Annotated in this window: 14 protein-coding genes; 13 read left to right on the forward strand and 1 reads right to left on the reverse strand. The window is 39.2% G+C overall.

Annotated features, from left to right (window positions below; genetic code table 11):
* The first annotated feature begins 1 nt into the window (after position 1).
* The 6 genes from PBAT_RS12500 (at position 2) to PBAT_RS12525 (ending at position 5,811) form a co-directional block, all read left to right on the forward strand.
* Positions 2-907 carry an ABC transporter ATP-binding protein gene (locus tag PBAT_RS12500; RefSeq protein WP_068649998.1) on the forward strand — a complete coding sequence of 302 codons (906 nt, stop codon included), beginning with the start codon at positions 2-4 and terminating at the stop codon, positions 905-907.
* Complete coding sequence (locus PBAT_RS12505; RefSeq protein ID WP_068650000.1) at positions 900-2,192, forward strand: ABC transporter permease; 1,293 nt, start codon at positions 900-902, stop codon at positions 2,190-2,192. The genes PBAT_RS12500 and PBAT_RS12505 overlap by 8 nt, the downstream gene beginning before the upstream one ends.
* A 43-nt stretch (positions 2,193-2,235) precedes the next feature.
* Positions 2,236-2,421 (forward strand): hypothetical protein, encoded by a 186-nt coding sequence (locus tag PBAT_RS12510; RefSeq protein ID WP_068650002.1) that lies wholly within the window; start codon positions 2,236-2,238, stop codon positions 2,419-2,421.
* Positions 2,422-2,653: 232 nt separating this feature from the next.
* Entirely contained in the window at positions 2,654-3,463 is an 810-nt protein-coding gene (locus PBAT_RS12515; protein ID WP_068650005.1) for a stalk domain-containing protein, read from the forward strand.
* 236 nt (positions 3,464-3,699) lie between these two features.
* On the forward strand, positions 3,700-4,281 hold the full coding sequence (locus tag PBAT_RS12520; protein ID WP_068650007.1) for a YdhK family protein: 582 nt from the start codon (positions 3,700-3,702) through the stop codon (positions 4,279-4,281).
* 192 nt (positions 4,282-4,473) lie between these two features.
* On the forward strand, positions 4,474-5,811 hold the full coding sequence (locus tag PBAT_RS12525) for an FAD-dependent oxidoreductase (RefSeq protein ID WP_068650009.1): 1,338 nt from the start codon (positions 4,474-4,476) through the stop codon (positions 5,809-5,811).
* Between the two features lie 85 nt (positions 5,812-5,896).
* Here PBAT_RS12525 and PBAT_RS12530 read toward each other — a convergent pair whose 3' ends face one another.
* Entirely contained in the window at positions 5,897-6,772 is an 876-nt protein-coding gene (locus tag PBAT_RS12530; RefSeq protein ID WP_068650011.1) for a LysR family transcriptional regulator, read from the reverse strand.
* Positions 6,773-6,896: 124 nt separating this feature from the next.
* Between PBAT_RS12530 and zwf the strand changes: the two genes are divergently transcribed.
* The 7 genes from zwf (at position 6,897) to PBAT_RS12565 (ending at position 14,907) form a co-directional block, all read left to right on the forward strand.
* Positions 6,897-8,396 carry a glucose-6-phosphate dehydrogenase gene (gene zwf / locus PBAT_RS12535; protein WP_068650013.1) on the forward strand — a complete coding sequence of 500 codons (1,500 nt, stop codon included), beginning with the start codon at positions 6,897-6,899 and terminating at the stop codon, positions 8,394-8,396.
* Between the two features lie 77 nt (positions 8,397-8,473).
* Complete coding sequence (gene fsa, locus PBAT_RS12540; RefSeq protein ID WP_068650015.1) at positions 8,474-9,133, forward strand: fructose-6-phosphate aldolase; 660 nt, start codon at positions 8,474-8,476, stop codon at positions 9,131-9,133.
* Positions 9,134-9,186: 53 nt separating this feature from the next.
* Entirely contained in the window at positions 9,187-10,605 is a 1,419-nt protein-coding gene (gene gndA, locus PBAT_RS12545; RefSeq protein WP_068650017.1) for an NADP-dependent phosphogluconate dehydrogenase, read from the forward strand.
* 194 nt (positions 10,606-10,799) lie between these two features.
* Positions 10,800-11,567, forward strand: coding sequence for an ABC transporter ATP-binding protein (locus PBAT_RS12550; protein WP_068650019.1), 768 nt, complete (start codon positions 10,800-10,802; stop codon positions 11,565-11,567).
* Complete coding sequence (locus PBAT_RS12555) at positions 11,554-13,485, forward strand: ABC transporter permease (protein ID WP_068650021.1); 1,932 nt, start codon at positions 11,554-11,556, stop codon at positions 13,483-13,485. Before PBAT_RS12550 ends, PBAT_RS12555 begins: the two co-directional genes overlap by 14 nt.
* A gap of 22 nt (positions 13,486-13,507) precedes the next feature.
* Entirely contained in the window at positions 13,508-13,864 is a 357-nt protein-coding gene (locus tag PBAT_RS12560) for a YxeA family protein (RefSeq protein ID WP_068650023.1), read from the forward strand.
* On the forward strand, positions 13,861-14,907 hold the full coding sequence (locus PBAT_RS12565) for a DUF418 domain-containing protein (RefSeq protein WP_068650025.1): 1,047 nt from the start codon (positions 13,861-13,863) through the stop codon (positions 14,905-14,907). The genes PBAT_RS12560 and PBAT_RS12565 overlap by 4 nt, the downstream gene beginning before the upstream one ends.
* Positions 14,908-14,923 lie beyond the last annotated feature (16 nt).

Consider the following 14,923-nt stretch of genomic DNA (forward strand, 5'->3'; position numbering starts at 1 on the left):
CATGGAATCACTGAAGCTGGAAAAGGTAATCAAGCAATTTGGAGATAAGACCGCAGTAAATGAATTGTCTCTAGAAGTAGGGGTAGGTGAGATCTACGGACTTCTTGGAGCAAACGGTGCTGGAAAGACGACAACTATGCGTATGGTACTAGGACTTATATATCCCGATGGAGGAAGTATACGATACAATGGTAAACCCCATAGCGATGAACTTCGGCAAATCGTGGGCTATCTACCTGAAGAACGAGGGCTCTATCCGAAGGTTAAAGTGAGTGAGCAACTTAGTTATTTGGCTCAACTTCGAGGTATGTCGCGAAAGGATGCAGATAAGAGCATACGGTATTGGTTAGAGCGCTTTGAAGTCCCTGAATATTACGAGAAACGAATTGAAGAATTATCCAAGGGGAATCAACAAAAGATTGGGTTCATTGCTGCTGTTGTGCATAAGCCTCAGATCCTCATACTCGATGAAGCATTCAGTGGATTGGATCCTGTGAATGTGGAGTTATTAAAGGCAACGGTTAAGGAGCTACGTGATCAGGGAACCAGTATTCTTTTCTCGACACATCGAATGGAACACGTTGAAGAGTTATGCCGGAACATTACAATTATGCATCGTTCTAACCCGATTGTTCAGGGAAGTCTGAAGGAAATCAAAAGTAGATATCCACGCGAGCAGGTAGCTTTAGGAACGACAAGTGAAGTAACTGGACTCGAGAATATTCCCTGCGTAACTAAGGTAACTATTCAGGAACAAGGTGGGTATTTGATCAATATTTCCGATGTATCCGCCGCCCAACAGATATTGCAGATAGCGATGCAGCAGAGTGTTGTTGAGAAGTTCGAGTTAAAGGAACCCACATTGAATCAAATCTTTATTAAAGAGGTAGGTGAATCTCATGAATAAATTAGGTACTGTTATTGGATTTACATTTCGTAATAAGGTGAGGACTAAAGCGTTTCTCATAACAACTATTGTGTTAGCTATTATTATGTCTATTGCTATTAATATTCCTTATTTCATTCAGTTGTTCACTGGGGAAGATTTGAAGTCAGGTAGTACGAAGATAGGTCTGGTATATGCAGAGCAGGCTAATGTGGCTGAACAGCTAGATAGTTATTGGAAGGCACAGAACAATGATGAATTTACTTTCGTGAAATATGATACATCCGATGCAGCAAGTTTAAAGAAAGATATTGAAGCGGGTACAATTGACGGATATTTACAGTTCTCAGATGATCAGAAGACACTATTCCCGTCAGTTGTGTATTCTTCTGACGAAGATGATGGTCTGAATGCGGTCGCACAGGCAGAGCTTTCAGGTGCTTTACAGGCTGTTAAGATGCAGGTTATTGTACAGGATTCACTGACGCCTGAGCAAATTGCTGAACTAAAAACACCTGTACAATTTAATGCACAAAATATAAATGCAGATGCTTCTGCTCCAAAGGCTAATGAGAAAGATGAATCAAATCGTATGATGGAGTTCGGAGTGGTATATCTCCTGATTATTCTATTCTTCTTTACTTCTATGACTACAGGCAACATGATCGCCGCTGAAGTGACGACAGAGAAAAGCTCACGGATTATGGAAATTCTGATTACAAGTGTATCACCATTGACTCAAATGTTTGGAAAGATTATCGGGATGTTCTTGGTGGGCTTGACCCAAATTGCTGTATTTGTACTGGTGATCTTAGGAAATCTATTCATGCCACAGAATAAAGAAGTGCTTGCAGATTTCAACATAGATCTTTCACAGGTCAGTATAGATGTGTTAGTCTACGGGTTCACATTTTATGTCTTGGGATATTTCCTATACGCAGTATTGTTCGCAGCTGTCGGCTCTATCGTAAGCCGTACAGAAGACTTAGGTCAGGCTATCATGCCGATTACGATGTTGTCGCTTGCTGCATTCTACGTGGGAAGCTTCAGTATGGGAGCACCAAATACCATGTTGATGAAAGTAGCTTCATTCATCCCATTTCTATCGCCAACGACCATGATTGTACGAATTGGTATCGGTGAAATAGCAGTATGGGAAATATGGGTTTCGATACTGATTCTTGTGATCTCAATCTTGTTCTTCGGATGGTTATCCGCGAAGATTTATCGCACAGGTGTGCTTATGTACGGTAAGCGTCCAACGATTAAAGAGCTTCGTAAAGCGATGAAGGCTTATAAGATTTAGAGGTTGTGAAGTAAGAAAATAATAACTAAAAGGAGTGTTAATATTGAATAAAAACAATCAAACGTTAATGATGCTTGTAATTGGCCCTATGCTGATCTTAGGTAGTACAATGCATACAGATGGATCGATAGTGGAAGAGGTTGTGAAGGGTATACTAATGGGTATGGGCTTAGTGTTCACTCTTGTATATTTATATGATTTTGGAAAAAGAAGAAAGAAAATGGGCTGAATATTAGTCGAAAAAAGAAAGCTGCGGCATGTGCCACGGCTTCTTTTTTTGATTTTGTGTTTTGGATTAAGGATTTAATTAATAAAATTTAATAAAAAGATTAATATTATTTAACAACATTGATTTTATTTTCTGTTAGGATATGTGAAGCGTTGCAGTTATAGAGTAAATAACATAAGAATTTGCAGTGCATTTATTCTAATAGTGTTGTAATCAACAGAGGAGATTAACAATGAAATTAACCAAAGAGACAATAATAGGTATGGTATTAGGTAGTGCCTTAACGCTATCTTTAACAGCAGGAATTAATTACGTATCTGCTATCGGAGCCACCAAACAAATTGAAGCGAATTTCAACAATATTAAAGTTAATGTGGAAGGTAAAAAGTTGGATTTATCAGATGCAAAGGGAAATAAACTTGAACCATTTATTGTACAAGGTACTACCTACTTACCTGTTAGAGCAATTGCAGAAGGAATTGGTAAAAGTGTAGAATGGGACATGAAGACAAATACCATAAATATCAATCATAGGAAGCAAACCAATGATTTGAATTACATTGCAGCAGAGACGGTTAAGAATCAGGGATTAGAACAGCAGATCATTAAAGCACTTAAGATGGATGACAGTGAAGCCAAAGAAACCCGTTATTATTACAATTACATTGATCTAAATGGTGACGGAATTAAGGAAGTCTTCGTTCAATTAGTCGGACCATATACCAGTGGAACGGGTGGAGATATAGGACTTATTTTTCAGCAAAAAAATAATGGTTTTCATTTAGTACAGCAGTTCTCACTTATTCGTAATCCAATCATTATAAGTAATGAGAAGACAAATGGATGGAATAATATGATTCTTGAAGTTTCTGGTGGTGGAATTACAGCACAAAGAGTCGAGCTGAAGTTTAATGGAACAAAGTATCCAAACCCTAGTGATGGAATTGAACTGAAGAAGAATACAAAAGTTAAAGGTACAGGTATAATTAAGAATGATATTGCAGCTGATTGGGAGACTGGAAAAGCTTTGTATTTGAAATAAAAAAGTTATCAATTATAGGGACTGTCCTCGAGCATAAATAATGCTTGAAGAGGGTCCCTTTTGTTATAGATTGAAACTTTTGATATCGATTCTAGTGGACTCTACATAGCCATTTAATTCAGCCGTCACACGATAGGTAGGATAGAGTGCCAATACCTTATCCTTGTTTAAGGGCATAATATAACGGGTAATTTATTTGAACAACAACGACAAGCTAGAAATGAGGTAAAGAATAAATGAAAAAGAAACTGATTTTTCTTAGTGTCGCCACAGTTATTGCTTTAAGTGGTTGCGGAAGTGGAAATGATACAAGCCAACAGCCTGATTCGAACACGAATATGAATAATTCAAACACGATTAATACAGAGATAAATCATTCAGATATGAACCATGCTAGTTCTAATGAGGTTCCAAAAGGGTTAAAAGAAGCAAAGAACCCAACGTTTCCAGTTGGAAGTCAAGCGATTCTTCAAACAGATCACATGGCAGGTATGAAAGGTGCTAAAGCATCGGTTGTAGGTGCTTATGATACGACTGTCTATGTTGTTTCATATACTCCGACAAGTGGAGGGGAACCCGTAAAGAATCATAAATGGGTTATTCATGAAGAAATTAAAGATGCGGGCAACCAAGTATTGAAATCAGGAACAGAAGTTACCTTAGACGCGGACCATATGCCTGGTATGAAAGGTGCTACTGCTGTAATTGAATCAGCTGAAGATACTACCGTGTACATGGTTGATTATACTCCGACAACGGGTGGAGAAATCATGAAGAATCATAAATGGGTTACAGAAGATGAAATTTCAAATAAATAAAACTTGATCAAGGAGAATTGGACAATAGTTAGCACGAATTAAAGAGGAGTAACAACGTAAATATCGTGCTTTTCTGAGGAAGTTAAAGTCCAAGTCAAGAGACTTGGATTTTTTCTATTATGAACATTTCGTTATCAAGATTATCACAATTCTCTTTTGTGAAATAATAAATCTAACATGGAGGTTATAGTGATGAATACATTTGATGCTATTATTATTGGCTTTGGTAAAGGTGGAAAAACACTGGCAACTGAACTGGCAAATCGTAATTGGAGTGTTGCAGTAATTGAACGATCCAATAAAATGTATGGTGGAACCTGCATTAATATTGGGTGCATTCCATCTAAATCATTATCTTATCAATCCAAGAAAGAACATTATGAGCAAGCTGTTGATAATAAGGATGAGCTTATTACTTTTCTGCGTGAGAAGAACTATAACAATCTGGCTCAGAATGAAAATATTACGATATTCGATGGTGAGGCTTCATTCGTGTCGGATCACGAAGTACAAGTAAATAAAGGGAATGAAACCAAGAGGTTGACGTCTTATAAGATATTCATTAATACAGGTGCGGAAACAGTAATCCCGGATATTGATGGGCTTAGAAATAGTAATCATGTGTACACGAGCACTTCGATTATGGATTTAAAGAAACTACCTAAGAAGATAGCCATTATTGGTGGAGGCTACATAGGTTTGGAATTTGCTTCGATGTATAGTCAATTTGGTTCGGAAGTTACTGTCTTAGAGGATAGTTCTACATTTATGGGTCGCGAAGATCGAGATGTTGCAGATGCTGTTCATCAGACGATGACGAAGAAACATATTAACATTAAATTGGATGCTAAAGTTACTGGATTACAAGATACCGTGGATGGCACCATACTTTCATATGTTACACAGGATACAACCCATGAACTACATGTTGATGCAGTGCTGTTAGCTGTGGGAAGAAAACCAAATATTGAAAGCTTGAATCTCGAAGCAGCAGGCATCGAAGTGACAGACCGAGGAGCTATTAAAGTAGATAATAATCTAAGAACAACGGTTCCACATATATGGGCGCTTGGCGATGTGAAAGGTGGTCTACAGTTCACCTACATTTCTTTGGATGATTATCGAATTGTGAAAGATGATCTCTTTGGCAATCATAATCACAATATGAATGACCGCGACAATGTACCGTATAGTGTATTTATTGATCCCCCACTGGCCAGAGTTGGATTAAGCGAAGAGGAAGCTAGCAAACAGGGTTATGATATCAAGGTAGCTAAGCTTCCTGCTTCAGCCATTCCACGTGCACGTTTAATCAATGAAACAGATGGATTTCTAAAAGCGATTGTCGATGAACATACAAATAAGATTCTTGGTGCGACCTTGTTCTGTGCCGAGTCTAGCGAGATCATTAATATCTTGAGTTTGGCCATGAAAACGGGGCAAGATTATACGCTCCTCAGAGATCATATTTTTACTCATCCTACGATGAGCGAGGCTTTGAACGATCTGTTCGCTCAAATTAAAGAATAGCTCATTGCATAAGAAAAGCGTCCCAGCCAGGTGTAACCGGCTGTGGATGCTTCTTATTTCTTATTCGAGCAAATGCTCAATAGTGCTATTTCACGAGCTCAATAAACTTGCTTGCCGCATTGGAAAGTGGCATGTTGCGCATAATCATGAATCCCACTTGAGAAGGGGGCATCTTGATGTCGAGCTGAATTTCAAAGAGGGAACCCTCATCAAGTTCTTTGGAAATGAATTCTTTCGTGACGTAAGAGATTCCAAGGCCTTTGCTAGCTAACTCAATGAGAAGATCGACGCTTCCCACCTCAATTTCAGGTTTAATTTGATAACCGTAACTTGTGAATAGTTCGGTGATGGCCATGCGTACCCGGCTATTACGCGAGAATAGAATGATAGGGTACTGAAGTAGTCGTTCCAGTGAGAGTACCTTGCCCTTAAGCTCTGCATATCGAGGCCCTGCAACAAAGCAATCCTGCAACTCAATACCCTTCATCACTTCAATTTGAGAATCGACGATGGGCAGACGAGCAACGCCTAGATCAATTTTTCCTTCTTTCAAGAAGGCGATGGTTTCCGGTGTTGTCCCATGGTTCAGATGCAATTTGATGCTGGGATGCTTCTGATGATAGCTTTCTAAGTAAGGAAGGATATAATGCTTGAACAACGAATCGCTACCACCGATCCGTAACTCGCCGCTATCCAGATTTTTAAGTGAGGCCATTTTTTCTTCTGCTAAAGAGATTAGGATCTGAGACTTCTCGATATAAGAATAAAGGGTTACGCCTTCTGGTGTTAAGGTAACACCTTTGGAATTTCGGTAAAACAAGGTGAGGCCGAAACTTATCTCCAGTTGTTTGATGGCGTGGCTGACACTTGGCTGCGTGATGAACAATGATTTGGCGGCCATAGATAAGCTTCCTGTCTTTGCGGCCCAATAGAAAACTTTGTATAGTTCGTAATTGATCATAGACGTGGTCTATAGCTCCTGTAAAATATATTGATTACCTGTATAGGTGATATTCGTATTATAGTGTATTAAAGAAATAGAAACCAGAGCTAACAAAGAAGCTCTGTTGGAAGGAGCAATACCATTGGAGGCTACTACGTTTGTATTATTTGGAGCGACAGGGGATTTAGCAAAAAGAAAAATTTACCCTGCTTTGTTTAATTTGTTCATCGATCAGAAATTACCTCAATTCTTCTCTGTCATTGGTCTTGGAAGAAGAGAGTTATCCAATAAAGCATTTCAATCAAATGTAGAGCAATCACTTCGTATGTTTTCTAGACGGGAAGCGACAGACCCTATTATCGTAGAACAATTCTTAAGTGCATTCCGCTATAGTGTTCTCGATGTAGGACATAAAGAAGATTATCAGACACTACTTCAATTGATTGAACAGAAGGAAGAAGAGCTACAAGTTGCACCGAATCGCATGTTTTATTTGTCGGTAGGACCTGAATTCTTTGAGACGATTACTGCTAACATCCATGAAAGTGGACTTGGTACAACGAGTGGTTGGAGACGTCTGGTGATTGAGAAGCCTTTCGGCCATGATTTGCAGTCTGCTCGGGAATTGAATAAGAATCTAAGCAAAGCTTTTACAGAAGAAGAGATATTTAGAATCGATCATTATCTAGGCAAGCCGATGGTACAGAAACTTGAAGTATTGCAGAAGAGTAATCCGGTTCTTAAGGCATTATGGGATAATCGGTACATTGCTAACGTTCAAATCACAGCCAATGAAATCGTAGGTGTTGAAGAAAGAGCGGGCTATTACGATCATGTGGGTGCTGTAAGAGACATGTTCCAGAACCATATGTTGCAATTGCTCATGATGCTAACGATTCACCTTCCGAATAACAGTACTGTGGATAATGTTCGTTATAAGAAGAAGCTAGTGATGGATTCGCTAGAGACGTTAAGGAAAGAGGATGTTGGATCACACGTTATCCGCGGACAGTACGCGGCAGGAACGATTCAAGGCGAACCGGTGGTCGGTTATACATCGGAACCCAACATTGCCGCAACATCAAGAAACGACACATTTATCGCAGCTAAGCTGCAAATTGACGATTATTTCTGGCGGGGCGTTCCTTTTTACATCCGTACAGGCAAAAGAATGAAGGACAAATCAACACGAATCGTAATTGAATTCAAAGAACCGTTGAAGCAGTCCGGGGCAAATGATGATAATGCATTGCCTAATCTTCTTGTATTTGAAATCAGTCCGAATGAAGGTATTGTACTTCAATTGAATTCAAGAGATCCTCTACACAAAGGGGAGTTCAAGCCCTTGAATATCGATTTCCATGAGAGTCAAGGCAATGTGCCTGAAGCTTACGAGAACTTAATCTGCGACGCTTTGCAAGGTGATTCTACGTTCTTCGCACATTGGGATGAAGTCGAGTTGTCATGGCAATGGGTTCAACCTATCTTAGAGGCATACGAAGAGAACACAGTACCACTTCATCTTTATGAAGCTGGCACCTATGGCCCTGTAGAATCCGATGAGCTGCTGAAGCAAGACGGCTATCATTGGTGGTTCGACGAAAGTGAAGTAGCTGAAGTAAGAACAGAAGTCAGCGTATAGTAGGCATGTTCTTTCGAAGTTAGGTACACGTATACAAGTAATATAAATGATAACTATGGAAAACGGAGGTAATGACGATGAAATTTTTTATCGATACTGCAAACCTGGTAGATATCAAAAAGGCTTATAAAATTGGTGTATTATCCGGTGTTACGACAAACCCATCTTTAGTTGCTAAAGAAGGCGTGAAATTCGAAGATCGTATCGCTGAGATTTTACGAGAAGTACCTGAGGTGGAGTCGGTTTCAGCCGAAGTGACACCAGATGCAGAAACAGCTGAAGACATGATCGCGCAAGCGGATGAACTGATTAAAATTAATAACTATGACAAGAACATCACCATTAAGCTTCCGATGACGCTGGCAGGTTTAGAAGCATGCCGTTACCTAACGAAGAAGGGTGTAAAGACAAACGTAACGTTGATCTTCACCGTGAACCAAGCACTATTGGCTGCTCGCGCTGGCGCGACTTATGTCTCCCCGTTTCTTGGACGGTTGGATGATATTTCGGAAGATGGCGTTCTACTTGTCTCGAGAATCGCTGAATTGTTCCGTACGCATAAGTTGGATGCACAAATCATCGCAGCATCTGTCCGTCATCCCGATCATGTGACACGTGTAGCCATGGCTGGCGCGCATATCGCAACCATTCCCTTCTCAGTTATCGAACAAATCTCCAAGCATCCTCTAACGGATCAAGGTATGGAGAAATTCGCTGCCGATTGGGCAAATAAATAGCGTAACCTTAAATCACACTTTACTATACAGAAGTTAAAAGGAGAGTTATTCAAATGAAGAAACAACAAATTGGCGTCGTTGGTTTGGCTGTTATGGGTAAAAACCTAGCCATGAATATTGAAAGTAAAGGCTTCTCCGTTGCAGTGTACAATCGTTCTGCAGAAAAAACAAATGAACTATTGGCAGAAGCGCAAGGGAAGGATTTCGTAGGGACATACAATATCGAAGAGTTTGTTCAATCTTTAGAGATTCCACGTAAAATTCTTATCATGGTTAAAGCAGGTCAACCTACGGATGATACGATTAATCAGCTTGTACCATATCTTGATCAAGGAGATATTCTAATTGATGGCGGGAACGCTTATTTCCCTGATACACAGCGCAGAAATAAAGATCTTCAGGCGCAAGGATTCCGCTTCATCGGCGCGGGCGTCTCTGGTGGTGAAGAGGGAGCATTAAAGGGTCCTGCAATTATGCCAGGTGGACAAAAAGATGCGTATGAGTTGGTAGAGCCAATTCTAACAGCTATTTCAGCTAAAGTAGATGGTGAACCTTGCTCGACTTATATTGGTGGAGATGGTGCGGGTCATTATGTCAAAATGGTTCACAACGGTATTGAATACGGCGATATGCAATTAATCGGCGAAGCGTATCACCTACTTAAAGATGTACTGAACTTAAGTACAGCTGAGTTACACGATATTTTCACAGAATGGAATAACGGCGAACTTGATAGTTATTTAATTGAGATCACGGCTGATATTTTCAAAAAAGTAGATCCTGATACAGGTAAACCGATGGTAGATGTTATTCTCGATTCGGCTGGGCAAAAGGGAACGGGTAAATGGACAAGCCAAAGCTCCTTGGACTTGGGTGTGCCATTATCGATCATTACGGAGTCTGTATTTGCACGGTTTATCTCCGCAATGAAAGAAGAACGCGTAGCAGCAAGCAAATTATTGAGTGGTCCTGCGGTATCGAGCTACGACGGTGACCCTAAGGAATTCATTGAAGCTGTTCGTAAAGCGTTGTATACAAGTAAAATAGCTTCTTATGCACAAGGATTTGCACAAATGAGAGCTGCATCAGATGAGTATAAATGGGACTTGAACTATGGTCGCATTGCGATGATATTCCGCGGTGGCTGTATCATTCGTGCAAGATTCTTGCAAAATATTAAGGATGCTTATGATCGCAATCCAGATCTGAAGAACCTGCTCTTGGACGATTATTTCAGTCAGATCGTTGATAACTATCAAGAGGCTTGGAGAAATGTCATAGCTATTGGTATCAATAGAGGAATTCCGGTTCCTGCATTTGCTTCTGCGTTAGCTTATTATGATAGCTATCGATCAGAGAGACTTCCGGCTAATTTACTTCAAGCGCAAAGAGATTATTTCGGAGCACACACATTCCAACGTCTTGATAAAGAGGGAAGTTTCCATTTCCAATGGATGGACAATAACGAATAAGAAGTTATATAACGATATAAATAGGCACTCCTTGTGGCTAGTCATGAAATTATACATTTCATGACTAGCTAACATAGGAGTGCCTTTTATTTGTTTTCTCATTACATAGTTTAAGGTTCATGTAAGGTTTAAATTAAAAGGGTGTAAGGTGGGTGAATTATAATTGCTTTAATAGGACTTAACAGGAGGCAATTATGAAACCCATATTAAAAGCTATAAACGTGCAAAAAGTGTTTGGTGTCAAAGGTAACGTATATAAAGCGTTGGAAGATATTAATTTAGAGATTCAAGAAGGTGAGTTTGTTGGGATCATGGGTCCATCAGGTGCCGGCAAATCAACACTGCTTAATATATTATCAACCATTGATATGCCATCATCAGGCGATATTATAATCGATGATCAGAATATTATCCAGATGACAGAAGAACAATTGTCTGATTTCCGCCGAAATAAGCTAGGATTTATTTTTCAAGATTACAACTTACTTGATACGTTAACGGTAAAAGAAAATATTGTACTTCCACTTGCCTTGTCAAAGGTACCTGCGAAGGAAATCGAGGAACGAGTCAATGTAGTGGCTGATACATTTGGGATTGGAGAAATTCTAAATAAATATCCCTACCATATATCTGGCGGTCAGAAACAAAGAACAGCAGCTTCTCGAGCGATTGTTGCCAATCCGAGCTTGATTCTAGCTGATGAACCAACAGGTGCGTTAGATTCGAAATCGGCTACAGATTTACTTGAAAGTTTAAGCTCATTAAATGATAAGAACAAATCAACCATTATGATGGTCACTCACGATGTGTATGCAGCTAGCTTTGCTAAACGGGTTTTATTTATTAAAGATGGTCGGATTTTCACAGAAATTCATAAAGGACAGTTGTCACGCAAGGCGTTCTTTCGCACAATACTAGATATTCTCGCTTGGCTCGGAGGTTCTGATCATGACGTTATTTAGCATTGCAAGAAAGACGATTCGGCAAAATTTCAGCAATTATTTCCTCTATTTTGCATCGATGATATTTAGTATTGTGATTTACTTTGTATTCGTGTCATTAAAGTACGATCAGACGATTCAGGCTAGTTCTGACACATCACCCAAAATCAACTCTGTATTTAGCGGGGCGGCAGTTGTCTTAATTATTTTCGTAGCGGTTTTCATTTGGTATTCTAACTCTTTCTTTACACGGAAACGTAAAAAAGAAGTGGGACTGTACTCATTACTTGGTGTGCGGAAGAAGCAAATAGGTCGCATGCTCTTTTATGAAAACTTCATCATGGGATGTCTGGCCCTTATTGTCGGAATTCTGTTGGGGTCGGTCTTATCGAAGTTTTTTGTGACGATTCTAATGAAGATCATGGGGTATAACGCCATTGTGAATTTCACTATTTCACTAGAAGCGATCATAAATACGATTATTGTGTTTATGATCATTACGCTCATTACATCGTTTCATGGCTATCGATTGATTTACCGTTTCAAATTAATTGAACTATTTCAGGCAGATAAAGAAGGGGAGCAAGAACCGAGAACATCGTTTATTATAGCCTTGATCTCCATCTTATTGATCGGAATCGGTTATTGGCTCGCGTTACAGAACATGCTAGATTCAGCAATATGGCGAAAAATAGGGTTCCTAGTTACACCACTCATCATAATCATTACAGTGATTCTAGGTACGTATCTCTTATTTAGTAGTTTGACGGTGTATTTATTAAAGGTCTCAAGAAAGAACAAGAAGAAATATTGGAACGGAATTAACTTGATCGGGACATCGCAGCTTTTATTTAGAATTAAAGGTAATGCACGTACACTCACCATTATTGCAGTGCTTAGTGCAACGACATTAACAGCAGTTGGAGCAGCGTATAGTTTGTATTATAACAACAGAAGTAATGTGGAAATGGCTGATCCGAGCAGCATGATGTTTATTGCGGAAGACAACAACATAGATGAACAAGTAAATGGCATGATTACAAATAGTAAAGACCATGACCTAATCTACCACGAGGCGATTTCCACCCTTCAAGTAGATGCAGACGTAACGAATCTTAATAGTGAGTTCTATAGCAATGATATGATCTATACCGTGGTTTCAAACCGTGATTTCAATACAATAGCTAAATTGCAAGGAAGAAATGATGTGCTTTCACTACAAGCAAATGAAGCAGCTGTCTTAGACGCCATGTACTCAGAACAGATGTCGCCTGTATATGTCGGTGCAACGATTTCTTTAAAGGTAAATGATCGCGATGAGAATGTTACATTTAAGCATTTGAAGAAGTATAGTATTTTCAATTATCGCACTGCGGGTACTACGATTGTTGTCAGTGATGAATTATTTGCAGGATTAGCCAAAGAAATACAACCAGAAAATATGCTTATATATAAAATCACAAATGAAGATAATGCTGAGCATTTAACAAAGGGTGTTCAAGCAATCATGCCGGATGAAGCAAGGCTTTCTAGTTTCTATGCGGATTATACTGCGGGTCTAGAATCATCAGGATTATTGATTTTCATGGGCGGGTTCTTAGGGTTAGTATTCCTAACGGCAACAGGAAGCATCATCTATTTCAAACAATTAACAGAAGCGAACTCTGACAAAGAGCGCTATGAAATTTTGCATAAAATCGGTGTAAATAAAAAAGAAATTAGATTAGTTATTGCCAAACAAATGGCATTCATCTTTGGATTACCTTTGATTGCGGGAATAGCCCATTGTGCTGTGGCGTTAACGGCTTTATCACGATTGTTACAAATCAACTTAGTTATTCCAGTGATGATTTGTATGGCCGTATACACATGTATCTACATCGCTTACTACTTCTTGACAGTCAATGCTTATTACCAAACCGTAACGAAAACAAAATAAAGGTTAGTAAAGGGGAAAAATAATGAAAAAGTTAATCATATTTGTATCCGTAATCGTTGTGTTGGTCGTGGGGGCTTTCTTTTTTCTACAAAATGTTAATATAAACAGACTAGGCACAGACAATTATTATGTTCAAATTAAAGGTAAGGGTGAGAAATTTGAAAGCAAAGCAAATAATGGGGAGAAATTCGTGCATTATGAATACACTTTACCTGGATTTAATGAAGATGGCATAGAGAAAGTATTCACTTTTACAAGTAGTAAGCAACTTCGTGAGGAAGCCTACTTAAATTTGTTCGTGAAAGACGAGGAAGTTAAATCATATAAAGAGGTTAAACTTGGGGATATTTCGAGTTCGGCTCAGGAAAAGCTGAAATGAATCCATCCATACCTCAAAAACAAAGAATTGTTTCATTAGATATCATTCGTGGTCTAGCATTATTCGGCATCATGTTTATCAATGTAAGGGGATATATGCTTCTCATGGAAGGAACATTAATACCTGAGTACAGCGGTGCTAATAGCGTAATAGAAATACTGATAGCGATGTTTGTGGAAAAGAAGTTCTTTTCTATCTTTTCCTTTCTGTTTGGCGTAGGATTTTATATATTTGCTTCACGTGCGGAGAAGCGAGGCGATAGACCAAGATGGCGTTTTACAAGGCGATTGATGGCTCTCTTTGTAATCGGAATTATCCATGTACTGTTTTTCTGGGGATCCATCTTAGCTATTTATGCAGTGGTTGGTCTGCTGCTGCTTCCTTTCTATCATGCTCAAGTTGCTACGATCAGCAAATGGCTTGGGGTTATAATGGGTATTTACTTGCTTGCGCTCCTTACGAAGATTACATTGGGGGGAGCAGGGGCGTTAACAGGAGTGCTGGAATTTATTATTTCGGATGTTACATTAATTTTCATTATGTTTCTAGCAGGATTTCTGGCAGCAAAGGCAGACTGGATTCGTCGTATCAATGATTTGAGCAAACCAATGAGATGGATACAAATGAGTATGTTACCTATATGTATTGGTTCTTCGATTTGGATTTGGGTAGCTTTTCAAAGTGGCGCAGAGAATCTTCCTCAGATTATTGCTTTAGGGACAATTCCAATGGTCATATTATATGTAACAACCATGTTCTCGATATTGGAGAATGAGAAAGTCCAACGTTTCTTCAAGCCCGTGTCGCGTGTGGGTCAGATGGCACTTACTAATTATGTCGCGCAAAGCTTTATAGGATTAGCTATCATCTCACTCATGAATCTTGAAGTAGTATCGCCTATACATGCTGTCATCATTGCTATTCTTATATTTGCGTTACAATTACTGTATAGTACTGTATGGTTTAAATTCTTTAAGATGGGACCATTGGAGAGAGTATGGCGGTTCATGACATATGGGAAAAATGGAAGAGTCAGAATATAAGCAGTTATCCCTAGGA

The organism is Paenibacillus antarcticus, assembly GCF_001637225.1.
Lineage (GTDB): Bacteria > Bacillota > Bacilli > Paenibacillales > Paenibacillaceae > Paenibacillus_AQ > Paenibacillus_AQ antarcticus.